Origin of the sequence: Streptomyces sp. NRRL S-920, assembly GCF_000717945.1 — a bacterium.
Classification (GTDB): Bacteria; Actinomycetota; Actinomycetes; order Streptomycetales; family Streptomycetaceae; genus Streptomyces; species Streptomyces alboniger.
Window position 1 is genome coordinate 66,469 of record NZ_JODF01000002.1, and the last position, 25,238, is coordinate 91,706.

The following is a 25,238-nucleotide window of genomic DNA, read 5'->3' on the forward strand; positions in this document are numbered from 1 at the left end:
CGGCTAGCGTGAGGGCATGATCCGGTTCGAGCAGGTGACGAAGCGCTATCCGGACGGCACGACGGCCGTGGACGACCTCTCCTTCGAGGTGGCCGAGGGCGAACTGGTCACGCTCGTGGGCCCTTCCGGCTGCGGCAAGACCACGACGATGATGATGGTGAACCGTCTCATCGAGCCCACGTCGGGCCGCATCCTCGTGAACGGCGAGGACGTCGCGGGCGTGGACCCGGTGCGCCTGCGCCGCCGCATCGGTTACGTCATCCAGCAGGTCGGCCTCTTCCCGCACCGCACGGTCCTCGACAACACGGCGACGGTGCCCGCCCTCATCGGCTGGAAGAAGGCCAGGGCCAGGGCCCGTGCGGCCGAACTGCTCGACCTGGTGGGCCTGGACCCGAAGACGTTCGGCTCCCGCTACCCCGAGCAGCTCTCCGGCGGCCAGCGCCAGCGCGTCGGCGTGGCGCGCGCCCTGGCGGCCGACCCTCCCGTCCTCCTCATGGACGAGCCGTTCGGCGCGGTGGACCCGGTGGTGCGCGAGCAGTTGCAGGACGAGTTCCTACGGATGCAGGCGGCCGTCCGCAAGACGGTCCTCCTGGTCACGCACGACATCGAGGAGGCGGTCCGCCTCGGCGACCGCATCGCGGTGTACGGACAGGGGCGTATCGAACAGTTCGACACTCCGGGGGCGGTGCTCGGGGCGCCCGCGACGCCGTACGTCGCCGAGTTCGTGGGCGCCGACCGCGGTCTGAAGCGGCTCTCGGTGACCGAGATCCAGTCGGACGACCTGGAGGAGCCGCCGATCGCCCGCCTCGACGAGCCCGCCGCGCAGGCGGCGGCCCGGTTGCGCGCGCAGGAGGCGCGCTGGGCCGTCGTCCTGGACGCGGGCGGCGATCTGCACGGCTGGGTGGGCGTCGACGAGGTGGCGCTGGCCGGCTCGGGCGGAACGGTCGGCGACCTGGCGCACCGCATGAACTCCTGGGTGCCGGTGGGCGCGCCGCTCAAGCAGGCGTTCGGCGTGATGCTCCAGCACGACGCGGGCTGGGTCGCGGTCCTCGACGGGGCGCGCTTCCTCGGCGTCCTCACCCCGGCGAAGCTGCACGAGGCGCTGCGCCGCTCGGTGGACGCGGACGCGCAGGGCGTGGCGCGCGACGAGGTGGAGTTCGACTCAGTGGCCGATGCGTGAAGCGCCCCTGTAAGGGGCGCGGGGAACTGCGCGACAAGCCACGAGGCGCCCGCAGCGGAGGATTCACAGCAGCCCCTTGTCCTGCAAATAGGCCCGCGCCACGTCCTGCGGCAGCCGCCGCCAGCTGTCCACCTGCTCATTCATGGACGCGAGGTCGGCCGTGGTCAGCACGGAGTTGAGCCGCCCGAGCGCAGCCGCGACGCCCTCGCTGCCCGCCCGCGAGCGGTTGACGACGGGCACGATGTAGTCGGCGTTCTGCAACCGCTTGTCGTCCTTGAGGAGTACGAGCCCGAAGTCGTCGAGCGTCGCGTCCGTGGACGTCGTGAGCACCATCTGGTCCTGTCCGCTCTGCACGGCCTTCTTGGCCTGCGTCGTGCCGACGCCCTTGGGGTCGACGCCGGTGATGTCGATGCCGTAGACCTTCTTCAGGCCCGGCGCGCAGTAGGGGCGCCGTACGCATTCGTCGCCCGCCGCGAGCCGTACCCCCAGGCCCGACCTGCCCAGGTCGCCGAGGGTCTTCAGCCGGTGCTGCCGGGCGTACGACGCGGCGACGGCGAAGGCGTTCTGGTCGACCGCCCTGCCGGGGTCGAGGACGGTCAGGCCGCGCGGGGCGGCGAGGCGGCGCAGGGCCTTCATGGTCGTGTCGAGGTCGGGCGAACCGACGGGCGGCGCGTCGGCGCCGTTCTTCTTTGCGTTGAGCCAGTCCGCGAAGGTCGCCGCGTACTCGGGTACGACGTCGATCTGACCGGCCTCCAGGGCGGGTTCGTACAGCTCGCGGTTGGCCACGGAGAGGATCCGCGTACCGTATCCGGCTTTCTTCAGGAGCAGCGCGTACATCTGGGCGAGCAGGTCGGACTCGGTGAAGCCCGCGGAGCCGACGACGAGGTTCTTGCTGTCCCCGGGGGGTGCGGTGACCTCGCCCCGGTTCTCCAGCGCGGGCCCGGACGCGCAGCCCGCGACCAGGGCGAGGAGGGCCGCGGCCAGGGCGGTGTGCCGTCTCATCCGGCGCTCCCCCGCCCCCGCGCCCACCTCGGCGCGACCCGCTCGGCCACCTCGAAGACGCCCTCGACGAGCAGCGCGAACACGGCGACGAGCACGGCGCCCGCCACGACCTGCGGGGTGCTCGCCAGGTTGAAGCCCGCGGTGATGATCCGGCCGAGCCCGCCGCCGCCGGCGAGCGCGGCGATGGTGGCGGTGGCGACGAGTTGCACGGCGGCGATGCGCACGCCGCTGAGGACCAGGGGAAGCGCGAGCGGCAGTTCGACCCGCCAGAGCATCTGGCGCCCGGTCATCCCCATGCCGCGCGCCGCCTGCACCACTCCGCGGTCGACCCCGCGCATCCCCACGTACGCGTTGGTGAGCAGCGGCGGCACGGCGAACAGGACGAGGGCGACGACGGTCGGGCCGTCGCCCCACTTGCCGAGCGGGGTGAGGAGCAGCAGGACGAGCACCGCGAAGGTGGGGACCGCGCGGCCCACGTTGGAGATGTTCACCGCGAGGGCGCCGCCCTTGCCGAGGTGGCCGAGGACAAGTGCGACGGGCAGGGCGATCATGCAGCTGATCAGCAGGCAGACGGCAGTCAGTACGAGGTGCTGGGTGAGCCGGTGCCAGATGCCGTCGTCGCCGGCCCAGTGGGCGGAGTCCGCGAGCCACGCCCAGGCGTCGCCGAGTGTCTTCATGGGCGGGCCGCCCCCGACGCTCTCTCCCAGGGGGTGAGGAGGCGCTGTACGCCGAGGAGCAGCACATCGGCGGCGACGGCGATGACGACACAGAGGACGGATGCGGTGAGTACCTGTGCCTTGAAGTAGGTGTTCATGCCCGCGTAGATGAGGTTGCCGAGGCCGCCGAAGCCGACGATCGCGCCGACGGTGACCAGGGAGACCGCGGAGACCATGGCGATGCGCAGGCCCGCCATGGCGGCTGGCAGCGCGAGGGGCAGTTCGACGGCGAGGAGGAGGCGGACGGGGCCGTATCCCATGCCGCGGGCGGCCTGCCGGGTGTCCTCGGGGACCGCTCGGAGCCCGGCGAGGATGTTCCGTACGAGCAGGGTGAGCGAGTAGAGGACGAGGCCCGCGACGACGAGGGAGGCGGAGAGCCCGTACACCGGGAGCAGCAGCGAGAACATCGCGAGCGAGGGGATGGTGTACAGGATCGTGGTGAGCGCGAGGACCGGGCCCGCCGCCCATCCCCAGCGGCGGGCGAGCACGGCGAGGGGCACGGCGATGACCAGCGCGATCAGTACGGACAGGGCGGTCAGCTGGAGGTGCTGGACGACCGCGTCGAGCAGGATCTGGCGGCGGGTGCTCAGATACTCGCCGCAGATCCACTCGTTGCGCGCGAGGCAGTCGTCGGGAGGCGCGGTCACCTGTCCATTCAAGGCCGGGGCGGCGGACGCGGCTCGTTCTGGTGACCCGTACGGGCGCGCCCCGTCACGTCACCGGGGTGGGCCTCGGCACCGCCGGGCCCGGACTCAGCGGGATACGAGCAGTGCCACCAGCCGTTCCGTCTGCTCGCGGGGGTCGGGCGGGCCGGCCCAGCCGGTCATCAGGAGATGGTGGACGGTACCGACAAGGGCGAGCGCCATCGCGGCGGTGTCGGCACCGTCCGCCAGGCGGCCGAGGCGCAGTTCGGCGTCCAGGTAGTCGGTGAGCGCATCCTGGATCGCGGTGAAGCCCGGCGCGCCCGCCGCCAGCGCCTCGCGGATGGCCCGGGAGGTGGCGTGGCTGGCCATGGCCAGGCCCACGACCCCGGGGGCGAGGGAGTTCAGGAGCGACAGCGCGACGTCGACGAGGTTGTCCGCGACGGTGTGCCGGCCCGCGCGGGCGGGCAGCTTCGCGGCCTCTGTCGCGGTGCGCGCGAACCGGTCGAGCACCAACTCGGCGACGAACGCGTCCACTCCCCCGAAGTGCGTGTGCAACACCCCCTTGGCGCAGCCCGCTTCGCCCGTGATCGCCCTGCTGGTCAGGGCCGACGCGCCGTCCCGGGCGACGATCCGCTCGGCGGCGTCGAAGAGCCGCTGCCGAAGGCCGGGGATCGCTACTCCGCGCGGTGACATGGATTCTCCTCCTGTGGCACGGACGCCCCTTGCCAGTATGGGCGCTCGCCCATACTGTTTGGGCGAGCGCCCATACTAGTCGGGTGGGGCGCCTCGGCCACCAGGGGGCGGACAGCGTGCGGGACATCGTCAACATCGAGCAGGCGCAGGCGTGGAACGGCTACGAGGGCGAGCACTGGGCGCGCAACCAGGATCGCTGGGACGCGGTGAACGGGGGCTTCGACGCCCCGCTCCTGGCCGCCGCCTCGATCGACGAGCACGACCGCGTCCTGGACATCGGCTGCGGGGCGGGCCGGACGACCGGGCTCGCCGCGCGCCGGGCGAGCCGCGGCCATGCCCTCGGCCTCGACCTGTCGGCGCCGATGCTGGAGCGCGCGCGCCTGACCGCGCGGCAGGAGGGCCTCGACAACGTCACCTTCGAACAGGGGGACGCCCAGGTCCACGCCCTCGCGGAAGGCGCGTACGACGTCGCGATCAGCCGTTACGGCGTGCTGTTCTTCGCGGACCCCGTGGCGGCGTTCGCCAACATCGGCCGGGCGCTGCGCCCCGGCGGGCGCGCGGCGTTCATCTGCGGCGCGTACCCCGAGGACAACGCATGGCTGCGGGCGTTCGGCGCGCTGCGCGGCATCCTTCCCGTCGGCGGTTTCGGCGCACCCGGAGGCCCCGGCATGTTCTCCCTCGCGGACGCGGACCGGACACGCGGTCTGTTGGCGGACGCCGGGTTCGAGCGGATCGGGACGGAGCGCGTGGAGGCGTACGGAATCTGGGGGCGGGACGCGGCGGACGCGGCAGGCCTCCTCCTCGGCTCCGGGCCCGGACGCCATCTGATGAGCCAGGTCGCGCCCGAGGCCCAGGACCGCGCCCGGCACAGGCTCACGGAGATCCTGCGTCCCTACGAGCGTGACGGCGCCGTGCGTCTGCTCAGCACCGCCCTCCTGGTGACCGCCGTCCGCCCCGGGTAGTGCGGCCTGATGGGAGGAGCACCGGGCCCGCGTGGTGCGCGCGGCGCGTGAAGCCGGGCGGGACGGCGGTGGCATGCCGCCCGTCAGGTCAGCAGGTCCGTGACGAACTTCCTCAGCCGGCCGCCGCGTACGGGCCGTACCCCGTGGATGACCTGGGCGCCGTAGGCGACGGCGACGCCCGCGCCGGCGTCCGTGAGCCAGCGGGTGCGATCGGCGGCGGCCAGCCATTCCGGGACGCTGTGGTGCGGGTAGCTGTCGGGGCCGGGGGCGTGCGGCACGCTCCTGGTCAGCGGTGTCCCGGGCAGGAAGTTCTCCTTCTCGCCGACGACCCGCCCGCTCCAGATACCGTCGTCGGCGGTGGTATCGACGTAGAACTCCCCGCCGCTGTCCGCCTCCTCCAGCACGACGCCGATCCTGCCGAGGCGGCAGTGCTCGGTGCCCGGGTCCGGTATGCCGTCCACGTGCGTGGGGATGCGCTGCCCGGCCGTCAGGACGGTGTAGGCCCAGGGCGCGGCGTACCGCAGGGACGGGATGGCGCGCCGGAGGGCGGGCACGGCCCTGGTGGTGGCCTGCTGGAGAATTTCCTGGGCCTGCGGCGGAGCGGTGACGACCTCCGCCTCGAAGCGCGGGGCCCAGCCGGCGAGTTGCGGGTCGGCGTCCATGATCTTGCGCAGAGTGGTCAGCTCGTCGGGGGTGAGGAAGCCCTCGACGGTCTGGAGCACGAGGGATTCGCTGATGTGGATCACGGGCATCTCCTCTGTCGCAGGTGCCGGATGTGATGCTGCGTCAACCGTCGGGGGGTGGGCGGGCCCGGTCCATGGTTGCCGCACGTCGCGCGGGAGCACGAGGGGCGGTCGGCGGAGCGGGCGCGACGCCCCTGTGCGCCGGTGAGCGCCCGGCGTTTCAAGCCGCCGAGCCGACCGGAGAACGCCCGGCTCATCCGCGGAGTGGCCGCATCGGGCCGCCTCGCCCCGCCCCGCGCCGCGCAGCACACCGGACCGCCCCGCGCCGTGCCGCGCCCGCGTATACCGTTTGCAGCAGCCGCCCTCTCACCAGGAGGTCCCCCGTGAAGATGCTCATCAATGTCGCCGAGACGGTCGTCGCCGACGCGCTGCGGGGCATGGCCGCCGCGCACCCCGAGCTGACGGTCGACGTCGAGAACCGCGTGATCGTCCGCAGGGACGCCCCCGTCGCCGGGAAGGTCGCCCTCGTCTCGGGCGGCGGGTCCGGGCACGAGCCGCTGCACGGCGGGTTCGTGGGGCCGGGAATGCTCTCCGCCGCCTGCCCCGGGGAGGTGTTCACCTCGCCCGTGCCGGATCAGATGGTGCGGGCCGCGGCCGCCGTGGACAGCGGCGCAGGTGTGCTGTTCGTCGTGAAGAACTACACCGGTGACGTGCTCAACTTCGACATGGCGGCGGAGCTGGCCGAGGACGAGGGCATCCAGGTGGCGAAGGTCCTCGTCAACGACGACGTGGCGGTCACCGACAGCCTCTACACCGCCGGGCGCCGCGGTACCGGCGCGACACTCTTCGTCGAGAAACTGGCGGGCGCCGCGGCCGACGCGGGCATGCCGCTTGAGCGGGTCGAGGCGGTCGCCCGTCGGGTCAACGAGAACTCGCGCAGCTTCGGGGTGGCCCTGACCGCGTGCACCACCCCGGCCAAGGGTGGCCCTACCTTCGAACTACCCGCAGGACAGTTGGAGTTGGGCGTCGGCATCCATGGCGAGCCGGGGCGTGAGCGGCGCCCGATGATGACCTCCCGCGAGATCGCCGACTTCGCCGTGAACGCCGTACTGGAGGACCTGCGCCCGCGCAATCCCGTGCTGCTGCTCGTCAACGGCATGGGAGGCACGCCGCTCCTGGAGCTGTACGGCTTCAACGCCGAGGTGCAGCGCGTCCTCGTCGAGCGGGGCGTGCCCGTGGCGCGCACGCTCGTCGACAACTACGTGACCTCGCTGGACATGGCCGGGGCATCCGTCACGCTCTGCCAGGTCGACGAGGAACTGCTGCGGCTCTGGGACGCGCCGGTCAGGACCGCGGCGCTCCGCTGGGGCGTCTGACACCCGGCCCACGCCCGCTCGACCGATCACGCGAAACCGATCCGATCACGAAAGACCGATCGCGCAAGACCGATCATGCAAGACCGATCATGCAAAGGAGAACCCGTGCTCGACGCCGACTTCTTCCGCCGCTGGCTGACGACCGCCGCCTCGGCCGTCGACCGTGAGGCCGCGCGGCTCACGGAGCTGGACTCGCCCATCGGTGACGCCGACCACGGCAGCAACCTCCAGCGCGGGTTCACCGCCGTCGCGGCCACCCTGGAGAAGGAGGCGCCCACCACCCCGGGGGCCGTCCTCACCCTGGCGGGACGGCAGTTGATCTCCACCGTGGGCGGTGCGTCCGGGCCGCTCTACGGCACACTGCTGCGCCGCACCGGCAAGGCGCTCGGCGACGACGCCGAGGTCGACGAGGCGAGCTTCGCCGAGGCGCTGCGCACCGGCGTCGACGCCGTGGCCGCGCTCGGCGGCGCCGCGCCCGGCGACAAGACGATGCTGGACGCCCTCGTCCCCGGGGTGGACGCGCTCAGCACGTCGTTCGGCGCGGCGCGCGACGCCGCGCGGGAGGGCGCGCTCGCGACCACGCCGCTGCTGGCGCGCAAGGGCCGGGCCAGCTATCTGGGCGAGCGCAGCATCGGGCACCAGGACCCGGGCGCGACCTCGTCGGCGCTGCTCTTCGAGGCGCTCGCCGACACCGCGGCGGGCGCGGGCGGGCGGGCGGCGGGCGATGGCTGACGATCCGTTGGCCGGCCCGCTGGTCGGCATCGTCCTCGTGTCGCACAGCGGCCCCGTCGCCGAGGCGGTGGCCGCCCTCGCCGCGGGGCTCGCCGGGGGCGCCACCACGGCCCCCGTGGCCGCCGCCGGCGGGACGGAGGACGGGGGCCTCGGGACGAGCGCGGAGCTGATCTCGGCGGCCGCGGCGCAGGTGGACCGGGGAGCGGGCGTCGCGATCCTCGCCGACCTCGGCAGCGCCGTCCTCACCGTGAAGGCGCTCATCGCCGAGGGCGACGAACTCCCGGACGGTGCCCGCCTGGTGGACGCGCCGTTCGTGGAGGGAGCGGTGGCGGCCGTGGTGACCGCGTCGGCCGGCGCCGACCTCGCCGCGGTCGAGTCGGCGGCCCGGGAGGCGTACGCCTACCGGAAGGTGTGACCCGCCCTCGGAGGCGACCAGCGGCAGCGACGGCCCCCGGAGCCCGCCGACCCGAGCCCGCCGACCGAACCCGCCGACCGGAACGGGGCACGTACGACCTCTTGATGTGGCCCGCCCACCCCTGTCCAATAGGTCCGGACCAATGGCGTCGAGTGGAAGGCGGCACCGTGCGACGGACCCCCCACCTGTCCACCCCGTCGGCCCTGCTGACCGTCGTCGTCGCGGTGGCGCTGAGCGGTTGCGCGGGGGGCGGCCGGGACGACCGGCAGGACACCGGGCCCCCGGCGGCGCCCCGGGGCCTCACCGTGGAGGCGGGCAGCGCCACCACCGCCCACGTCATGTGGAACCAAGCCACCGACGACACCGAGGTCACCGGCTACGAGGTCTACCGCGACACCAAGAAGGTCAAGGACGTGCCCGGCAGGAAGCACATGGTGGACATCGTCGGCCTGAAACCGTCGACCACGTACGCCTTCACCGTGCGCGCCCGCGACGCCGAGGGGAACGTCAGCCCGGACAGCAGGAGGCTCACCGTCACGACGCCCGCCGCGGCCGCCGCCGACCACAAGCCGCCGACCCGGCCCGCACGGCTTCGCGGGGAGGCCGAGGGGAACCGGTCGGCGATGCTGTCCTGGGGGAGGTCGACGGACAACCGGGCCGTGGCCTCGTACGAGATCTACCAGGGCAGCTCGAAGATCCACAGCGTGGGCGGTGGGCAGACCGCGACACTGGTCACCGGGTTGCGGCCCGGCACCGACTACACCTTCACGGTCAAGGCCCGCGACGCCGCCGACAACTTCTCGGCCGCGAGCCCGCAGGTCCGGCTCACCACCGCGGCCGGAAAGGACGCGGGGCGCGCGACGGCACCCATCGGGTTCCGGGCCGCGACCCACCGCGCCGACGGGGCGTACTACATCGATCTGTCCTGGACGCCGCCGCGCACGGGCGGCGCGGTGACGGAGTACCAGATCCAGCTGGACGGCCGCACCGCCACCTCGCTCGTCTTCGGCGGAACGGCGCCGCGCGGCAAGGCCGAGCACAGCTTCTACATCGGCAGGAAGGCCGGGGAGCGGCACCAGGTGCGGATCCGGCCCAAGCTGCCCGACGGAACGTGGGGCGCCTACTCACCCGGGCGGACGGTCACCACGGGCTGACGCCGCCCCTCGGCGACGCCCGCGCGCGCCGGCGGCCCGCTCGCTCAACAGGGCCGCCGTGCGCCGGCACCAGTCACGGGACTCGCGTTCGAAGGCAAGCCCGCGCAGACAGGTCAGATAGGGGCCGACGCGCTCGCCGGTGCGCAGGAACTCGTCCTCGCCCGCGCCGCCGCGCAGTTTCACCAGGAGCTTTTCGAGAAGCTCGATCTTGGCGTCGGCCATCTCGGCGCGCTCGGTGAGCTGCTCGATCACCGGTCCCGCGGCGACGCCGTCGACGGCTTGCACCTTGACGAGCAGGTCGTCGCGGATGAAGGACGGCTTGGCGGCACGTGCCGCGAACCGCTCCATCTCGGCGAGGCCCTCGTCGGTGACGCGGAACAGCCGCTTGTTCGGACGGCCCTCCTGGACCACCTCCCGGCCGGTGATCAGGCCTTCCGTCTCCAGCTTGGCCAGTTCGGCGTAGAGCTGCTGGGGCAGGGCGTGCCAGAAGTTGGCCACGCCGATATCGAAGCCCTTGGCCAGCTGATAGCCGCTGTACTCGCCGTCCAGCAGTGCCGCGAGCACCGCGTGCCGCAGAGCCATCGCCCGGCTCCCCCCTTCCCTTCCCTTTGACTGTCTCGCACCCCATCATAGTCATCAATCTGAGTAGTCAGATTGATGACTATGCCCGATGCTCTATGCCCTGGAGGACCGCCATGCATCCCATGCATCCCACCGCCGAGCGCTTCCGCGCCCTTGTCGAGAAGCGCGACCTCGACGCGCTGGAGGATCTGTTCACACCGGACATCCGCTTCTACAGCCCGGTGAAGTTCACCCCCTTCGAGGGCAGGCCGATGGTGCTCGGGCTCTTCGGCGTGCTGCTGCGGACGTTCGAGGACTTCCGGTACGTCGGGTCGCACACCGGAGAGGCGCGGACGAGCGCCGACGGCGGCGAGGCCGAGTCGGCCGTACTGCTGTTCCGTACGACCGTGCGCGGCAAGGAGATCCACGGCATCGACCTGCTGCACTTCGACGCGGAGGGCCGGATCAAGGAATTCACGGTGATGGTGCGCCCGCAGTCCGCGGTGCAGGCGCTCGGTCAGGCCGTGTACGAGGGCCTGGTCGCGGACGGGCTCGTGCCGGCCCCCCAGTGAGGCCTGCGGCGGGTGACGGCGGGTCAGCTGTGCGCCGGACGAAGGATTCCGTCACCTGCCCGGAGGCAGTCCGCATGCGGTCCTCGCCCACGGCACGTTGGCTCTTCGTCAGGTAGCACGGGCGTTCCCCGATCCGCGGCGGCGCATGGGTTGTACCGCCTCCCGTGCCACCGGAGGGCAGACTCATGCGTACTAGTCAGATATATGTCCGTGCCGGCCTGACCGTAGCCGCCGCCGCGCTGCCGCTGGCGCTGGCCGCTCCGTCGGCGTTCGCGGGCGGCGGGATCTCCGTGACCGCCACCGGGTCCACTGTGCAGGTCACCACCGCCGCGTGTGCCACCGGCGGAACGGCCTCACTGATGGGCGCCGGCAACGCGAGCTTCGCGGGCGGCCAGCAGATGCCGCTGACGAATGGCAGCGCCACCTGGCGGAATGTCAGTGCCGGCTCCTACACGGTCCTGGTCGCTTGTCAGGACGGCTCGCAGGCCGGGCCTCAGACCGTCACCGTCGGCGGCACGCCGACGGCCTCCTCGACGGCCACGCCATCGCGCGGCGTCCGGGGTGGACTCGGGGGCGGTTCGGAGGACCGGGGCTCGCTCACGCTCGTCACCGGCGGGGCCCTGGTGGCCACGGCGGCCGCGGGCGGCGGCCTCTGGTACCTGCGGCGACGCGCCGCGGGCAACCGGCTCTGACGCCGGTCCCGGCACAACAGCGGCACCTACGGCTGCCGCCCACCCATCACCACACCGGGTGGGCGGCAGCCGCCGCGAGGACCACGCAGGCAGGCGGGTCGCCCCGCACCTTTACCCTCGGGCGTCCGCGCCACCCCGGAGGGGCCATACCCATCAGACATCCGGGCCGCTGGCCACGGCCCGCGGAGCCTCGCCCCCGGCCCGGCCCCGACGCCGACCCCGCACCTTTGCGTACGCCCCCCGAGAGGGGCCGCACCCATCGGGCATCCGGCACGCTCACCCCGGTGCCAGGCCGTGCGGCACCCCCAGGACTACCCCGTCGGCCCCGCACCTTTGCCCCTCGGGCGTACGCACCATCTCCGGGAGGGCCCGCACTTATCAGGCATCCGGCACGCTCGCCCCGGGCCGCGGGGCCCCTAGGACTACCCGCCGCCCCCGCACGTCTGCCCATCCGGCATCCGGCACACTCCCCCCGGCCCCAGGCCACGGGGCACCCGGGACTACCCACCGTCCCCCGCGCCTTGCCCCTCCGACGTACACACCACCCCCGGCAGGCGCCGCACCCACCCGACATCCGGCACGCTCGCCCCGGCGCCAACCCCGGGCCGCGGAACACCCCCAGGACCACCCACCGCCCCCCGCACCTCTATGCCTCCGGCGTACTCATCACCCCGGCAGGCGCCGCACCCACCCGACATCCGGCGCGCCCCGGGTTCGGCCCAGCCCCAGCCGGGCCCAGGGCGGCGCAGACCTCGGCCAGCGCCCCAGCGCCCCGGCGTCACAGCCCTTCGAGTTCCTCGATCGTCCGCGTGAGCCACTGCGTCCAGAACGTCTCCAGGTCGATGCCCGCGCGCAGCACCACATGTCGCAGCCGGTCCTCGACCGCGTCCCTCTCCGGGGGGAAGTCCCGCCGCTCGATCTCCTCGTACTCCGCCAACTGGCGTCGGTGCAGGGCGAGATGGCGGTGCAGGTCCGCCTGGATGCCGTCCATGCCGACGACCGCCGCCGCCCGCAGGCGCAGCAGAAGGGTGTCGCGCATCGGCTTCGGGTCCTGGCCGGTCGCGGTCCAGCGGGCCAGTTCGGCGCGGCCCGCCGGCAGGACCTCGTACTCCTTCTTCTGGCCGCGCGCCACCCCCTGCCGCGGCAGCGCGCGGATCGACCCCTCGCGCTCCAGCCTGCCCAGCTCGCGGTAGATCTGCTGGTGCGTGGCCGACCAGAAGTAACCGATCGACTTGTCGAACCTGCGGGTCAGTTCGAGCCCCGACGACGGCTTCTCGAGGAGAGCGGTGAGGATCGCGTGCGGGAGTGACATGGGGGCAATCCTAAGGACGGGCTCAGAGGGTCGCGGCCAGCTCCGTGCCCTGCTTGATGGCGCGCTTGGCGTCCAGCTCGGCGGCCACGTCGGCGCCGCCGATGAGGTGCGCGCTGCACCCGGCGGCGAGCAGCTCGTCGTACAGGCCGCGGCGCGGTTCCTGGCCGGTGCACAGGACGACGGTGTCGACGGGGATGACGGAGGACACGCCGTCGACCGTGATGTGCAGGCCCGCGTCGTCGATGAGGTCGTAGCTCGCGCCCGCCACCATCGTGACGCCGCGGTGGCGCAGCTCGGTGCGGTGGATCCAGCCCGTGGTCTTGCCGAGGCCCTGGCCGACCTTGGACGTCTTGCGCTGGAGCAGGTGGACCGTGCGAGGCGGGGCGGGCCGCTCGGGCCGGGTGAGCCCGCCGCGCTCGCGGTAGTCCATGTCGACGCCCCACTGGCGGAAGTACGTCGCCGGGTCCAGGCTCGCCTTCTCGCCGCCGTCGGTGAGGTACTCGGCGACGTCGAAGCCGATGCCGCCCGCGCCGATGATCGCGACCCGCTCCCCCACGGGCGCGCTGTCGCGCAGCACGTCGAGGTAGCCGACGACGCTGGGGTGGTCGATGCCGGGGATCTCGGGGGTGCGAGGGGTGACGCCGGTGGCGACGACCACGTCGTCGTACGCGGCACCAACAAGCTCCTCGGCGGTCACGACGGTGTTCAACTCGACGCTCACGCCACGCAGTTCGAGCTGCGTGCGGTAGTAGCGCAGGGTCTCGTCGAACTCCTCCTTGCCGGGGACCTTGCGGGCGACGTTGAGCTGCCCGCCGATCTCGGAGGCGGCGTCGAAGAGGGTCACGTCGTGGCCGCGCTCGGCCGCCGAGACGGCGAAGGCGAGTCCGGCGGGGCCCGCGCCGACGACGGCGAGACGCTTCCTGGTGCGGGTCGGCGCGAGCACCAGTTCGGTCTCGTGGCAGGCGCGCGGGTTCACCAGGCAGGAGGTGATCTGGAGGTTGAAGGTGTGGTCGAGGCAGGCCTGGTTGCAGCCGATGCAGGTGTTGATCGCCTCGGGCCGCTCGGCCTTCGCCTTGGCGACGAAGTCGGGGTCGGCGAGGAGCGGGCGGGCCAGGGACACCATGTCGGCGGCGCCCTCGGCGAGCAACTGCTCGGCGATCTCCGGGGTGTTGATGCGGTTGGTGGTGACGAGCGGTATGGAGACCTCGCCCATCAGCTTCTTGGTGACGAAGCTGTAGGCGCCACGCGGCACCGAGGTCGCGATGGTGGGGATGCGTGCCTCGTGCCAGCCGATGCCGGTGTTGATGATCGTGGCGCCCGCGGCCTCGATCTCCTTGGCGAGCTGGACGACCTCGTCGAGGGTGGAGCCGCCGGGGACCAGGTCGAGCATGGAGAGGCGGTAGATGATGATGAAGTCCGCGCCGACGCGCTCGCGGGTGCGGCGGACGATCTCGACAGGGAAGCGGATGCGGTTCTCGTAGGCGCCGCCCCAGCGGTCGGTGCGCTGGTTGGTGGGGGCCGCGATGAACTCGTTGATCAGGTAGCCCTCGGAGCCCATGATCTCGACGCCGTCGTAGCCCGCGAGCTTGGCGAGGCCCGCGGCGCGGACGAAGTCCTCGATGGTCTGGTCGACCTCGTCGTCGCTGAGGGCGCGCGGCACCGAGGGGCTGATCGGCGCCTGGATGGCGCTCGGTGCGACGAGGTCGGGGTGGTAGGCGTACCGCCCGAAGTGCAGGATCTGCATCGCGATCCTGCCGCCCTCGGCGTGTACGGCCGCGGTGACGCCCGCGTGCTGCGCGGCCTCCGCCTCGGTCGTCATCCTGGCGCCGCCGGGGTAGGGGCGTCCCGCGTCGTTCGGGGCGATGCCGCCGGTGACGATGAGGCCGACGCCGCCGCGCGCGCGGGTCGCGTAGAACTCCGCCATGCGCTCGAAGCCGTTCGGCGCCTCCTCCAGGCCCACGTGCATGGAGCCCATCAGGACCCGGTTGGGCAGGGTCGTGAAGCCCAGGTCGAGCGGGTTGAGCAGGTTCGGGTAACGGCTCATGCGGGCCCCTCCGTACGCGGTGTCTACAGGACAGTTGTAGACGACGCGCAAAGTGTTGTGCAACTAGTTGCATAAAGCGTGAGCGGCGTCTCACGGCCCGGCACAGGTCGGCTCGGGCGGGCCCGGGTCGACTCGGGCGCTCGGGCGGGCTCGGGGCGGATCGGGCGCTCGGGCGGGCCCGGGGCGGATCGGGCGCTTGGGCGGGGCTCTGGCCGGGCGAGCGCCATGTCCGAATCCCGCCAGCCGCCACCCCGCGCGGGACGCAGACTGGATTCCAGTCACCCCCCGCACCCAAGGAGAGTCCGATGACCGTCTACACGACGACAGACAGCCCGCTGGGCGAGTTGCTGCTGGTGGGCGAGGCATCGGCCACCGCCAAGGGCGGCACCGCGCTCGTCTCGCTGTCCATGCCGGGCCAGAAGGGCGCGGCCGTCGTCCTGGACGGCTGGACCCGCGACGACGACGCGTTCGAAGCGATCGCCGCCCAGCTGCGTTCGTACTTCGCCGGGAGCCTGACCCACTTCGACATCGAGTACGCCGCCGGGGCGGGCACCGCCTTCCAGCGCAGGGTCTGGGACGCCCTGGACACGGTCCCCTACGGCACCACGACCACCTACGGACGCCTCGCGGAACAGCTGGGCCTGTCCCGGGCCGCGGTCCGGGCCCTGGGCACGGCCATCGGCCGCAACCCGCTGCTCGTCGTGCGCCCCTGCCACCGGGTGATCGGCGCCGACGGCTCCCTGACCGGGTACGCGGCCGGCCTGGAGCGCAAGCGCCACCTGCTCGACCTGGAAGCGGCATGACCAGCGCGCGGGCGATCACGGCGGCGGTCGACGCGGCCGACTGGACCGCGCTCGCCACCGAGCTGGACACGCACGGCTGCGCGCTCACCCCGCAACTCATCGACCCCGCCGAGTGCCGCCGGATCGCGGGGCTCTACGACGACGCGGCCCGGTTCCGCTCCACGGTCGACATGGCACGCCACCGCTTCGGCTCCGGCCAGTACCGCTATTTCACCCATGACCTCCCCCGCCCGGTGGCCGCGCTGCGGGCGGCCCTCTACCCCCACCTGCTGACCGTGGCACGCGACTGGGCGGACCGCCTGGGCCGCCCGGCGCCCTGGCCCGACTCCCTCGACGAGTGGCTGGCGCGGTGCCACGCCGCAGGCCAGACCAAGTCCGCGCAGATCCTGCTGCGCTACGAGGAGGGCGACTGGAACGCCCTGCACCGCGACCTCTTCGGCGACCTGGTCTTCCCGCTCCAGGTCGTCATCGGCCTGGACGAGCAGGGCGCCGACTACACGGGCGGCGAGTTCCTGCTGGTCGAGCAGCGCCCTCGGGCACAGTCACGCGGCACGTCGACTGTCCTGGAGCAGGGCCACGGCCTGGTCTTCACCACCCGCGACCGCCCCGTCCGCTCGGCGCGCGGCTGGTCGGCGAGCCCGGTGCGGCACGGTGTCAGCGTGGTGCGCTCGGGCCTGCGCAGGTCGCTCGGGCTGGTCTTCCACGAAGCTGCTTGAGGCCCCTGCCCAGGCCCTTGGGCGGGCGTCGGCAGCACCGGCCGACGCCGCGGCCGTGTCCTACAGCGCGGGCCGTCTGGTGAGGCGGACGCGGAGCCGCTGGACGCGGCGGGCCACGAAGCCGCAGCCATAGGTCACCCGGTCCTCCGCCAGCTCCGGTCGGCAGCGCAGCAGGGCGGGGAGCATGAGTTGTGCTTCCAGCCGGGCAAGAGGCGCCCCCAGACAGAAGTGGGGTCCAAGGCCGAACGCGAGGTGCCTGCCGGTGCGCCGAAGGTCCAGGCGGTGGGGATCGGCGTAGACGCCGGGGTCCCGGTTGGCGGCATTGAGCATCAAGGTGAGGATCGTCCCTCGGGGGACTCGGGTGTCACCCACTTCGGCCTCGGTGAGCGCGGTGCGCACCGCGAGGTGAATGGGCGGGTCGTAGCGCATCAGCTCCTCCACGGCCGTGGCCACGGGGGCGGGGTGGAAGCCGGTGGCCTCCAGGCGCTCGCGCTCCTCGGGATGGCGGAACAGGGCGTACAGGCCGTTCGCGATCAGCCCTACCGTCGTTTCGTACCCCGCGGCGATGATCTGTCCGCAGGTGGCGACGGCCTCGCTCAGCGGTACGGGGCCCTCTCCCCGCGCGCCACCGTGGGCCAGGGAGCCGATGACGCCGGCGCCGCACTCCTCGGGAGGACGGCGCAGCACCTGGGTGAAGATCCGGACGAAGTCGGTGCGGGCCCGGGCGATGCGCGACCGGGTAGCGGGATCGGTGGGCTGTTGCGGGTCGGTGCCGCGCACGAGGAGTTCCGCGATCTCCCCGAAGTGGCGCTCGTGTCCGGGTGGCAGGCCCAGCACCTCCGAGAGCGCCGAGGCCGCCAGTGGTCGCGCGAGGTCGGCGACGACGTCCACCTCGCGCTGTCGCCAGGCCTGGTCGATCAGCTCGGCGACACGCTGTTCCATCCCGGGACGGAGCTGGTCGGTGGCCCGGGCGGTGAAGGCGCCGCTGACCTGGCCCCGTTGGCGGTCGTGAGCGGGCGGATCGGTGAGCAGGAAGGAGCGCGCGGGCACGCCGTAGCCGGTGATGTCACGCGCGGTGGCAGCCCCGTGTCCGAACCGTGGATCACGCAGCACGGCGGCGCACTCGGCGTAACCGAGGAGCACCAGCGCACCGGAGGGAAGGCGGTAGACGGGTCCGTGCCGACCGCGCAGCCGTTCGGTGAAGCGGTTCGGGTCGTCGCGATAGGCCTCGCTGAAAATATCGAAGGGTGCTTGCTCCGCCATGCGGTCGGCCCAGGAGACAGGGACGGCGGCGGTGCGCGTGTTCTCCATGGCCAGGACAGTAGGGGCCGCTCACCGGCCGCGGCCGTCAGCACGGGCCCCGGCTGCCGCCGGGCAGCCGCAGAGATTCACCCCGGCGCGGGGATTCTCACCGGCCCGAGGGTGTGTCTGGCCGCACGGCTCCGACAGTGCCGGTACCAAGGTGGTCCGCTCATGATCCTCACGACCACTGGAAGGCCGACGTGACTGGTTCGGAAGCACCCTTTTCGGAAGCACCCTTCACCGAGGAATCGCTGAAGACGATCGTCGTCGAGCAATTCGAGATCCCCGCCGAGCGGCTGGCGGAGGACGCCACCCTGGAGGCTCTGGGCCTCGATTCCCTGGGACTCCTGGAACTCCTGGTGGCCATCGAGGCCCAGACACACAAGGAGATCTCCACCCTCGACCTGCCGATCACCCCCGGCATGCCCTACAGCGAGGCGGCGCGGGTCGTGATCCAGGCCGTGGCGGAGGCCCCCGTCGTGGGCGCCGGCGACCTGGTACCCGAATGAGCGCGGCCGCGGAGATCGCTGTCACCGGCATCGGTCTGGTCACCGCCGCCGGTGTGGGCGTCTCCGACACCTGGCGGCGTCTGTGCGAAGGCACATCGACCGCGGCGCCGGACCCCGAACTCACGGGTCTGCCCGTTCCGTTCGCCTGCCGTGTCCCCGCCGCCCCCGTCAAGGCGGCCGCACCCGGTCTCGCCTGGCGAGCCGACCCGTTCATCAGCTTCGCGGTGGCGGCCGCCCGGGAAGCCGTCGCCGACGCGGGCCTGGATCCGGACGCCTGGGACGCACCCCGCGTGGCGGTTGTCATCGGCGTGGGCGGCACGACCCACGACCACTCACCGGCCACGTGCACCGCCATGGAGAAGGGCCGCTTCCAGGCCATCCCGCCCACACTCGTGCCGCGCAGCGCGCCCAACATGGCCGCCGGATACGTCGGCATGCTGCTCAGCGCCCAGGGCCCCACCTTGTGCACCAGCACGGCATGCGCGTCGGGAGCGACCGCCATCGGGACCGCCGCCCTCCTCCTGCGCGCGGGGATGTGCGACATCGCCATCGCCGGCGGGAGTGAGAGCGCGAGCCCTGTCACCTCGGCGTCCTTCTGGCGCATGGGAGCGCTGTCCACCCGAACCCACGACCCGGCAGGCGCCTCCCGTCCCTTCGACTCCGAACGCGACGGATTCGTTCTGGGCGAGGGCGCGGGCGTCCTCGTCCTCGAACGCGCCTCCGACGCCCGCTCCCGCCGCGCCCGCCCCTACGCGCTGCTGACCGGGTACGGCGCGACCGGCGACGCCTACCACGCCACGGCACCGCACCCGGAGGGCCTGGGCGCGCAGCGCGCGGTCCGCGCCGCCCTCACCGACGCCGGTCTGTCCCCGCAGGACATCGACCACGTCAACGCGCACGCCACCTCGACGACGCTCAACGACCGCGTGGAAGCCCGCGCGCTGCACGGCGTTTTCGGCACGCCGCCGCCGGTCACCGCCACAAAAAGCGTCCTGGGGCACTCCCTGGGCGCGGCCGGAGCCATCGAGGCCGCGGTCAGCGCGCTCACGCTGAGACACCAGCTGATCCATCCGACCGCCAACCTCGACCAGCCCGAGACCGGCATCGACCTGGACGTCGTGACCAAGGTTCCCCGTCCGCGGCGTATGCGAGCGGTGGCCACCACCTCATTCGGCTTCGGGGGGCAGAACGCCGCCCTGGTCTTCCAAAGCTGCTGAACCAGCCGCCCGCGCCAAGGAGCTGCCGCGATGTCCCTCCCCACGCCACGCCCCCACGCCCGTGGCCAGATCGACATCCTCGCCGAACTCGAACCCGGCGTCGAGCGCCGTCTCGACAGGCATCTGGCCACGGCCCGTGAGTGGTTCCCGCACACCTACGTTCCGTGGTCGCAGGCCCGCGACTTCGATGGCCCGCTGGCCGGATCCCCCTGGCGCCCTGACGACTCTCCCCTTCCGAACGCCGTACGTGACGCGCTGGTCGTCAACCTCCTGACCGAGGACAACCTGCCCAGCTATCACCACGAGATCCAGGGCCAGTTCGGACGCGAGGGAGCCTGGCTCACCTGGCTGCACCGGTGGACGGCCGAGGAGGCCCGCCACGCCGACGCTCTGCGCACGTACCTGCACGCGCGCCGGGCCGTCGACCCCGTACGCCTGGAACGCGACCGCATGCACCACGTCTCGGCCGGCTATCGCAGCGAACACCACGACGTTCCTCACATGCTGGCCTATCTGATGGTGCAGGAGATGGCCACCCGGGAGGCCCACCGCAACACCGGCCGTGCCTGCGGTGATCCACTGGGCGAGCAGCTCATGAGCCGCATCGCCGCCGACGAGAACCTGCACATGCTCTTCTACCGTGACCTGTGCGCCGACGGTCTCGACCTCGCACCCGACCTCTTCACCCAGGCTGTCACCGACGTCATCTGCGACTTCACCATGCCCGGCCACGGCATCCCCGGCTTCCACACCCGTGCCGCCCGCATCGCCGTCTCCGGCATCTACGACCTCGCCACCCACCGCGACCAGGTCCTGCGCCCCCTGCTGCATACCCTGCGCCTAATGGAACGCACGGGCCTCGGCCCGCGGGGAGAGCAAGCGCTCGACCGTCTCGGCCGGCATCTCGAACAGCTCGACGCACAAGCGGAACGCTTCCGTCAACGCAGCGACGCCGTCAGGGCCCGTCCTCCCCGAGGCCGCTCACCCGCAACGTGATGTTCAGCCGCCCGGTCAGGCCGAGACCCGGCGGCGCGGTGCCGGGCAGCACCCGCGGTACCCCGTGGTACGCCAGACGGGACGGCCCCCCGAAGACCACGAGGTCACCGCTGCGCAGCTCGATGTCCGTGTACGGCTTCGTCCGTGCCTTCGGGGTCTGCGGGTTCCCGAAGCGGAACACGCACGAATCGCCGAGGCTCAGCGACACCACGGGGGCGCCGGACTTCTCGTCGCTGTCGCGGTGCATGCCCATGCGGGCGTCGGCGTCGTAGAAGTTGACCAGCGCGATGTCGTACGCCTCCTCGCCCGCGAACCCGGCCGCCTCGGCCGCCGAACGGCCCAGCGCGGCGAGCCACGACGGCATCGGTTTCACCGGCGCCCCGTCCCCGTCGACGGCCTCGCGCGCGTACCCGTACGGAAACCAGTGCCAGCCGAGGCAGAACTGCCGCGCCGTCATCGTGCCGCCCCAGGGCGTCCTGACCGGCCGCAGCCCCGCGGGCGGCCTCGCCCACCGCCGGCACGCCTCGACCAGCCGCAGCTGCGCCGACGGGGTCAGCCAGTCCGGCAGATGCACGGCCCCCGGACCGAGGTCGGTGCGGGCCCGGGGGAACAGCTCATCCGCCACTGCTGTGCGGCCACGTCCAGTCGGCCACCTCGGGCAGGTCGGTGCCGTGCTCGCGGATCCAGGCGTGGTGGCGCGTACGGGCGTCGGTCATCGCCTGCCGCACGGACGTGGCACGGACGGCGAGGCCCGGCACGCGGTCGATGACGTCCATGACGAGGCGGTAGCGGTCGAGGTCGTTGCGGACGACCATGTCGAACGGCGTGGTCGTCGTGCCAGCCTCCTTGTACCCGCGTACATGCAGGTTCGCGTGCCCGTCGCGGCGGTAGGCGAGCCGGTGGATCAGCCACGGATAGCCGTGGTAGGCGAAGATCACGGGCCGGTCCCGGGTGAACAGCGCGTCGAACTCGGAGTCAGGCATGCCGTGCGGATGCTCCTCGCGGGGCATCAGGCGGGCGATGTCGACGACGTTGACGACGCGGACGGCCAGCTCGGGCAGCAGCTCCCGCAGCAGCCCCGCGGCGGCCATGACCTCCTGCGTCGGCACATCGCCCGCACACGCCAGGACCACGTCGGGATCGCGCGTGCCGTCGTCCGTGCCCGCCCACTCCCAGACGCCCGCGCCGCGCGCGCAGTGAGCGCGGGCCGCGTCGAGGGAGAGCCAGTCGAAGCAGGGCTGCTTCCCCGCGACGACCACGTTCACGTAGTCGCGGCTGCCCAGGACGTGCTCGGTCACCGAGAGCAGGGTGTTGGCGTCCGGCGGCAGATAGACGCGTACGACGTCGGGACTCTTGTTGAGCACGTGGTCCACGAAGCCGGGGTCCTGGTGCGAGAAGCCGTTGTGGTCCTGGCGCCACACGTGCGAGGTGAGCAGGTAGTTGAGGGACGGCACCGGCGCGCGCCACGGCAGGGACCGCGAGGTCTTCAGCCACTTGATGTGCTGGTTGACCATCGAGTCGACGATGTGGACGAACGCCTCGTAGCAGGAGAACAGGCCGTGGCGGCCGGTGAGGGTGTAGCCCTCCAGCCAGCCCTGGCACAGGTGTTCGGAGAGGACCTCCATGACGCGGCCGTCGCGGGCGAGGTGCTCGTCGGTGTCGAGCATCCGCTCCTGCCAGGCCTTGCCCGTGGCGTCGTACAGCGCGCCGAGCCGGTTGGACTCGGTCTCGTCGGGGCCCACGACACGGAAGTCGCGGCGGCCCGCGGTGTCGGCCATGACCTTCGCGAGCAGCTCGCCGGCGACCCGGGTCGGCTCGTGCGAGGTCGCGCCGGGCTCGTCGACCGTGACGGCGAAGCGCTCCAGCGGCGGCAGGGGCAGCGGGCGGCTGAGGAGGCCGCCGTTGGCGCGCGGGGTGGCACCGAGGCGGCGCTCGCCCTCGGGCACGCACGTCAGGACGTCCTCCATGGGGCCGCCGTCCGCGTCGAAGAGTTCGTCCGGGCGGTAGGAGCGCAGCCACTGCTCCAGCTGCCGCAGGTGGTCCGGGTTCTCGCGGACTTCGGAGAGCGGCACCTGGTGGGAGCGCCAGGTGTTCTCGACGGGCACTCCGTCCACGGCCCGGGGGCCGGTCCAGCCCTTGGGGGTACGCAGCACGATCACGGGCCAGCGGTGCCGGGTGTGCGCGCCGCCGTTGCGGGCCGCCCGCTGGAGGGCGGCGATCCGGTCCAGCGCCTGGTCCATGGCCTCGGCCATCGTGTGGTGGACCGTGAGGGGGTCGTCGCCCGCGACATACAGGGGCTCGTGGCCGTAGCCCTTGAGCAGCGCGTCCAGTTCGGCGTCGGGGAGCCGGGCGAGCAGCGTCGGGTTGGCGATCTTGTAGCCGTTGAGGTGGAGGATCGGCAGGACCGCGCCGTCGTGCACGGGGTCGAGGAACTTGTTGGAGTGCCAGGAGCCCGCCAGCGGCCCCGTCTCCGCCTCGCCGTCGCCGATCACGCAGGCCACGACCAGGTCGGGATTGTCGAAGGCAGCTCCGTACGCGTGTGCGAGGGAGTAGCCCAGCTCGCCGCCCTCGTGGATCGAGCCGGGCGTCTCGGGCGCGACGTGGCTCGGCACGCCGCCGGGGAACGAGAACTGGCGGAACAGCCGCGCCATGCCCTCCGCGTCCCGGGTCACGGCCGGATACCTCTGTGTGTAGCTGCCCTCCAGCCACGCGTTGGCGAGCACGGCGGGCCCGCCGTGGCCGGGCCCCCACACGCACAGCGCGTCCAGGTCGCGCTCCTTGATGACGCGGTTGAGGTGGGTGTGCACGAGGTTGAGGCCCGGTGAGGTGCCCCAGTGGCCCAGCAGGCGCGGCTTGATGTGCTCGGGCCGCAGTGGCTCGGCCAGCAGAGGGTTGCCCATCAGATAGATCTGGCCGACGGACAGGTAGTTGGCGGCACGCCAGTGTGCGTCGAGTGCCGCCAGGTCCTCCTTCGCCATGGGCGCCATGAGGTCTCCTCGCGAGGGTCGGGGGTGCCGCGGGATCCGCGGGTACGTGCTGGGGCGCGGGTTCCACGGGAGCGCCGGGTCAGTCGTGCGGAACGGACCGGCTTCGGCTCTCCTCCCCCGACGCTGCCACCGCCCCGGCGCCGCCGCGAACGCTGGGCGGCCCCGAGGGGGACCCGTCCGGCCCCGGCCCCGCGCGGGGCTGTGCGGCACGGGCGGGCCTCAGCGGCGGCCCTTCACCGCCCGCAGCACGACGAACTTCGGGTCGCTCGCCATGACTTCCGCGTTGCCGAAGAGCTTGCGGAGTTTCACGTGGTAGCCGAGGTGGCGGTTGCCGATGACCCACAGCTCGCCGCCGGGGCGCAGCGCGGCGCGCGCGCCGCTGAACATGCGCCGGGCGGTCGCGCCGGTCGTGGCCTGGTGGCTGTGGAACGGCGGATTGTTCAGGACGAGGTCCACGGTCCCGGCGGGTACGGCGGCGAGCGCGTCACCGGCCACGAAACCGGCTTCGGCGCCCTCGGCCGCGTTGGCCCGGAAGGTGGCCTCGGCGGAGGCGACGGCCTGGAACGACTCGTCGATGAAGGTGACCGTGGCGTCGGGTGCGGCCACGGAGGCGGCGGTGCCGAGCACGCCGTTGCCGCAGCCGAGGTCCACGACGTGCGCGCCGGGGCGGGCGCGTGGCAGGTGCTTCAGGAAGAAGCGGGTGCCGATGTCGAGCCGGTCGGCGCAGAAGATCCCCGCGTGGTTGACGACGGTCAGGCCCGCGCCCGCACCGGAGTCGGCGGGCAGCACATAGCGGCCGGGCCACGGGCTGGGCCCCGGGGTGCGTGCCGGGTCCGGGGTGCTGAGGATGAGCCGCGCCTTCTGCCGGGCCAGCGTGGTCCTCGTCGGCCCGATGAGCCGCTCGAAGAGTTCCAGGGTCGACGTGTGGATCTCGGTGACCATGCCGGTGCCGATGACGACGGTGTCTTCGTGCAGGGCGGGCGCGAGCCGGTGGAGCTGGTCCTCCAGGAGCGCGAGGCTCTTCGGTACGCGGATCAGGAGTACGTCGATGCGCGCGGGCGGAGTGTCCCTGGTCGTCAGGAGTCGCGCGGCGTCCGGTGCGTGTCCCGCTCGGGCCAGGTTGGCCCGGGTGGCCTGCTGGGCGAGGAAGGAGTCGGTGATCTGCACCGGCACGCGCGCGTGCCCCGCGAGGGCGGTGGTCAGGGCTCCCCACCGGTCGCCGACGACGGCCACGGTACCGCCGAGGTCGACGGCCGCCGACCCCTCCTCGCCCGCGAGGTGCCGCAGCAGATAGGCGTCGGCCGCCGACCAGGCGCGCAGCTGGTCGCGGGGGTCCTCCGGGAAGCGGGTGAGGTCGTACGCGCCCCATGACGTGCTCAAACGGTTCATCGTGCCCTCAGGCTAACGGAGGGCTCACGGGGCGCGGGGGTCAGCCCGCGGGCCTCACCGCCGGTCGGCCGGCTCGAACCACGTGGGGCCGTCGGCGAGCGCCAGCTTGATGCGGGACATCGAGAACTCGTGCAGGTCCGGCAGCGCGTCGACGTAGAACCACGCCACCTCCAGCGACTCGTCGTCGTTGACGCGCGCCTCGCCGCCGACGGCACGGCAGCGCAGGGTGGTGTCCATGTACTGGCACGTGTCACCGTTGGGATAGGTGACCGGTTCGAGTGCCTGTACGAGGACGACGCGTTCGGGTACGCAGTGCACCGCCGTCTCCTCGTACACCTCGCGCACCGCGCACTCCGCGGGCTGCTCCCCCGGGTCCGGGATCCCGCCGATCACCGACCACCTGCCGTTGTCGGTGCGCCGCCCGAGCAGCACTCTGCCCTCGTCGTCGAAGACGATGGCGGTGACTCCGGGGAGCCAGAGGAGTTGCCGGCCGGCGTCGGCCCTGAGGGTGCGGATGAAATCAGGAGTGGCCATAAACCGACCCTAACGGCGTCACGCCACCACTCTGCGCGAGCGCGGGG

Annotated in this window: 26 protein-coding genes; 13 read left to right on the forward strand and 13 right to left on the reverse strand. The window is 72.7% G+C overall.

The window, feature by feature from the left end:
* The first annotated feature begins 16 nt into the window (after positions 1-16).
* Complete coding sequence (locus IG54_RS0101775) at positions 17-1,180, forward strand: ABC transporter ATP-binding protein (RefSeq protein ID WP_030776318.1); 1,164 nt, start codon at positions 17-19, stop codon at positions 1,178-1,180.
* A 63-nt stretch (positions 1,181-1,243) separates the two neighbouring features.
* Here the strand turns inward: IG54_RS0101775 and IG54_RS0101780 are convergent, their stop codons facing one another.
* The 4 genes from IG54_RS0101780 to IG54_RS0101795 all read right to left on the reverse strand — a co-directional run bounded on the left by IG54_RS0101780 (position 1,244) and on the right by IG54_RS0101795 (position 4,235).
* Positions 1,244-2,182, reverse strand: coding sequence for an ABC transporter substrate-binding protein (locus IG54_RS0101780; protein WP_030776320.1), 939 nt, complete (start codon positions 2,180-2,182; stop codon positions 1,244-1,246).
* Positions 2,179-2,859 (reverse strand): ABC transporter permease, encoded by a 681-nt coding sequence (locus IG54_RS0101785; RefSeq protein ID WP_030776323.1) that lies wholly within the window; start codon positions 2,857-2,859, stop codon positions 2,179-2,181. Before IG54_RS0101785 ends, IG54_RS0101780 begins: the two co-directional genes overlap by 4 nt.
* Entirely contained in the window at positions 2,856-3,545 is a 690-nt protein-coding gene (locus IG54_RS0101790; RefSeq protein ID WP_030776326.1) for an ABC transporter permease, read from the reverse strand. The genes IG54_RS0101785 and IG54_RS0101790 overlap by 4 nt, the downstream gene beginning before the upstream one ends.
* A 105-nt stretch (positions 3,546-3,650) precedes the next feature.
* Positions 3,651-4,235: a TetR/AcrR family transcriptional regulator gene (locus IG54_RS0101795; RefSeq protein WP_030776327.1), complete on the reverse strand. Its 585-nt coding sequence runs from the start codon at positions 4,233-4,235 to the stop codon at positions 3,651-3,653.
* A gap of 116 nt (positions 4,236-4,351) precedes the next feature.
* Between IG54_RS0101795 and IG54_RS0101800 the strand changes: the two genes are divergently transcribed.
* Positions 4,352-5,197 carry a class I SAM-dependent methyltransferase gene (locus IG54_RS0101800; RefSeq protein ID WP_030776329.1) on the forward strand — a complete coding sequence of 282 codons (846 nt, stop codon included), beginning with the start codon at positions 4,352-4,354 and terminating at the stop codon, positions 5,195-5,197.
* 83 nt (positions 5,198-5,280) lie between these two features.
* Here the strand turns inward: IG54_RS0101800 and IG54_RS0101805 are convergent, their stop codons facing one another.
* The gene (locus IG54_RS0101805) at positions 5,281-5,943 is read right to left on the reverse strand and encodes a hypothetical protein (RefSeq protein WP_030776332.1); all 663 of its coding nucleotides are present in this window, start codon (positions 5,941-5,943) and stop codon (positions 5,281-5,283) included.
* A 320-nt stretch (positions 5,944-6,263) separates the two neighbouring features.
* On the opposite strand from IG54_RS0101805, the gene dhaK reads away from it, so the two are divergent.
* From dhaK to IG54_RS0101825, 4 genes are all read left to right on the forward strand, one after another.
* Entirely contained in the window at positions 6,264-7,256 is a 993-nt protein-coding gene (gene dhaK / locus IG54_RS0101810) for a dihydroxyacetone kinase subunit DhaK (protein WP_030776335.1), read from the forward strand.
* A gap of 105 nt (positions 7,257-7,361) precedes the next feature.
* The gene (gene dhaL, locus IG54_RS0101815) at positions 7,362-7,988 is read left to right on the forward strand and encodes a dihydroxyacetone kinase subunit DhaL (protein WP_030776338.1); all 627 of its coding nucleotides are present in this window, start codon (positions 7,362-7,364) and stop codon (positions 7,986-7,988) included.
* Complete coding sequence (locus tag IG54_RS0101820) at positions 7,981-8,403, forward strand: PTS-dependent dihydroxyacetone kinase phosphotransferase subunit DhaM (protein ID WP_420712217.1); 423 nt, start codon at positions 7,981-7,983, stop codon at positions 8,401-8,403. The genes dhaL and IG54_RS0101820 overlap by 8 nt, the downstream gene beginning before the upstream one ends.
* Positions 8,404-8,570: 167 nt before the next feature.
* Complete coding sequence (locus IG54_RS0101825) at positions 8,571-9,557, forward strand: fibronectin type III domain-containing protein (protein ID WP_051819217.1); 987 nt, start codon at positions 8,571-8,573, stop codon at positions 9,555-9,557.
* Here IG54_RS0101825 and IG54_RS0101830 read toward each other — a convergent pair.
* Positions 9,528-10,139 carry a PadR family transcriptional regulator gene (locus tag IG54_RS0101830; protein ID WP_051819198.1) on the reverse strand — a complete coding sequence of 204 codons (612 nt, stop codon included), beginning with the start codon at positions 10,137-10,139 and terminating at the stop codon, positions 9,528-9,530. The two genes, IG54_RS0101825 and IG54_RS0101830, sit on opposite strands and share 30 nt — an antisense overlap.
* Before the next feature lie 122 nt (positions 10,140-10,261).
* Between IG54_RS0101830 and IG54_RS0101835 the strand changes: the two genes are divergently transcribed.
* On the forward strand, positions 10,262-10,690 hold the full coding sequence (locus IG54_RS0101835; protein ID WP_030776346.1) for a nuclear transport factor 2 family protein: 429 nt from the start codon (positions 10,262-10,264) through the stop codon (positions 10,688-10,690).
* A gap of 185 nt (positions 10,691-10,875) precedes the next feature.
* Complete coding sequence (locus IG54_RS0101840; protein ID WP_030776349.1) at positions 10,876-11,382, forward strand: hypothetical protein; 507 nt, start codon at positions 10,876-10,878, stop codon at positions 11,380-11,382.
* 778 nt (positions 11,383-12,160) lie between these two features.
* Here IG54_RS0101840 and IG54_RS0101845 read toward each other — a convergent pair.
* A complete protein-coding gene (locus tag IG54_RS0101845) occupies positions 12,161-12,694 on the reverse strand; it encodes a PadR family transcriptional regulator (protein ID WP_030776352.1) in 534 nt (177 codons plus the stop codon).
* A gap of 22 nt (positions 12,695-12,716) precedes the next feature.
* On the reverse strand, positions 12,717-14,738 hold the full coding sequence (locus IG54_RS0101850; RefSeq protein ID WP_030776355.1) for an NADPH-dependent 2,4-dienoyl-CoA reductase: 2,022 nt from the start codon (positions 14,736-14,738) through the stop codon (positions 12,717-12,719).
* A gap of 305 nt (positions 14,739-15,043) precedes the next feature.
* Between IG54_RS0101850 and IG54_RS0101855 the strand changes: the two genes are divergently transcribed.
* Together IG54_RS0101855 and IG54_RS0101860 are read left to right on the forward strand one after the other, a co-directional pair.
* The gene (locus IG54_RS0101855; RefSeq protein ID WP_030776358.1) at positions 15,044-15,541 is read left to right on the forward strand and encodes a methylated-DNA--[protein]-cysteine S-methyltransferase; all 498 of its coding nucleotides are present in this window, start codon (positions 15,044-15,046) and stop codon (positions 15,539-15,541) included.
* Entirely contained in the window at positions 15,538-16,257 is a 720-nt protein-coding gene (locus IG54_RS0101860; protein WP_030776360.1) for a 2OG-Fe(II) oxygenase, read from the forward strand. Before IG54_RS0101855 ends, IG54_RS0101860 begins: the two co-directional genes overlap by 4 nt.
* A gap of 60 nt (positions 16,258-16,317) precedes the next feature.
* On the opposite strand, the gene IG54_RS0101865 is transcribed toward IG54_RS0101860, so the two are convergent.
* Positions 16,318-17,568, reverse strand: a complete 1,251-nt coding sequence (locus IG54_RS0101865; protein WP_051819199.1) for a cytochrome P450 — start codon at positions 17,566-17,568, stop codon at positions 16,318-16,320.
* Positions 17,569-17,759: 191 nt separating this feature from the next.
* On the opposite strand from IG54_RS0101865, the gene IG54_RS0101870 reads away from it, so the two are divergent.
* Genes IG54_RS0101870 through IG54_RS0101880 form a run of 3 tightly spaced genes read left to right on the forward strand, consistent with a single transcriptional unit; the run spans position 17,760 to position 20,281 of the window.
* The gene (locus IG54_RS0101870; RefSeq protein ID WP_030776364.1) at positions 17,760-18,068 is read left to right on the forward strand and encodes a phosphopantetheine-binding protein; all 309 of its coding nucleotides are present in this window, start codon (positions 17,760-17,762) and stop codon (positions 18,066-18,068) included.
* Positions 18,065-19,285, forward strand: coding sequence for a beta-ketoacyl-[acyl-carrier-protein] synthase family protein (locus IG54_RS0101875; protein WP_030776367.1), 1,221 nt, complete (start codon positions 18,065-18,067; stop codon positions 19,283-19,285). Before IG54_RS0101870 ends, IG54_RS0101875 begins: the two co-directional genes overlap by 4 nt.
* A 30-nt stretch (positions 19,286-19,315) precedes the next feature.
* On the forward strand, positions 19,316-20,281 hold the full coding sequence (locus IG54_RS0101880; protein WP_051819200.1) for an acyl-ACP desaturase: 966 nt from the start codon (positions 19,316-19,318) through the stop codon (positions 20,279-20,281).
* On the opposite strand, the gene IG54_RS0101885 is transcribed toward IG54_RS0101880, so the two are convergent.
* From IG54_RS0101885 to IG54_RS0101900, 4 genes are all read right to left on the reverse strand, one after another.
* Entirely contained in the window at positions 20,241-20,906 is a 666-nt protein-coding gene (locus IG54_RS0101885) for an alpha-ketoglutarate-dependent dioxygenase AlkB family protein (RefSeq protein WP_030776372.1), read from the reverse strand. The two genes, IG54_RS0101880 and IG54_RS0101885, sit on opposite strands and share 41 nt — an antisense overlap.
* On the reverse strand, positions 20,896-23,259 hold the full coding sequence (locus IG54_RS0101890) for a phosphoketolase (RefSeq protein WP_030776374.1): 2,364 nt from the start codon (positions 23,257-23,259) through the stop codon (positions 20,896-20,898). The genes IG54_RS0101885 and IG54_RS0101890 overlap by 11 nt, the downstream gene beginning before the upstream one ends.
* Positions 23,260-23,487: 228 nt before the next feature.
* Positions 23,488-24,657 (reverse strand): methyltransferase, encoded by a 1,170-nt coding sequence (locus IG54_RS0101895; protein ID WP_030776377.1) that lies wholly within the window; start codon positions 24,655-24,657, stop codon positions 23,488-23,490.
* Between the two features lie 54 nt (positions 24,658-24,711).
* Entirely contained in the window at positions 24,712-25,191 is a 480-nt protein-coding gene (locus IG54_RS0101900; protein WP_030776380.1) for an NUDIX hydrolase, read from the reverse strand.
* Positions 25,192-25,238: the final 47 nt, after the last annotated feature.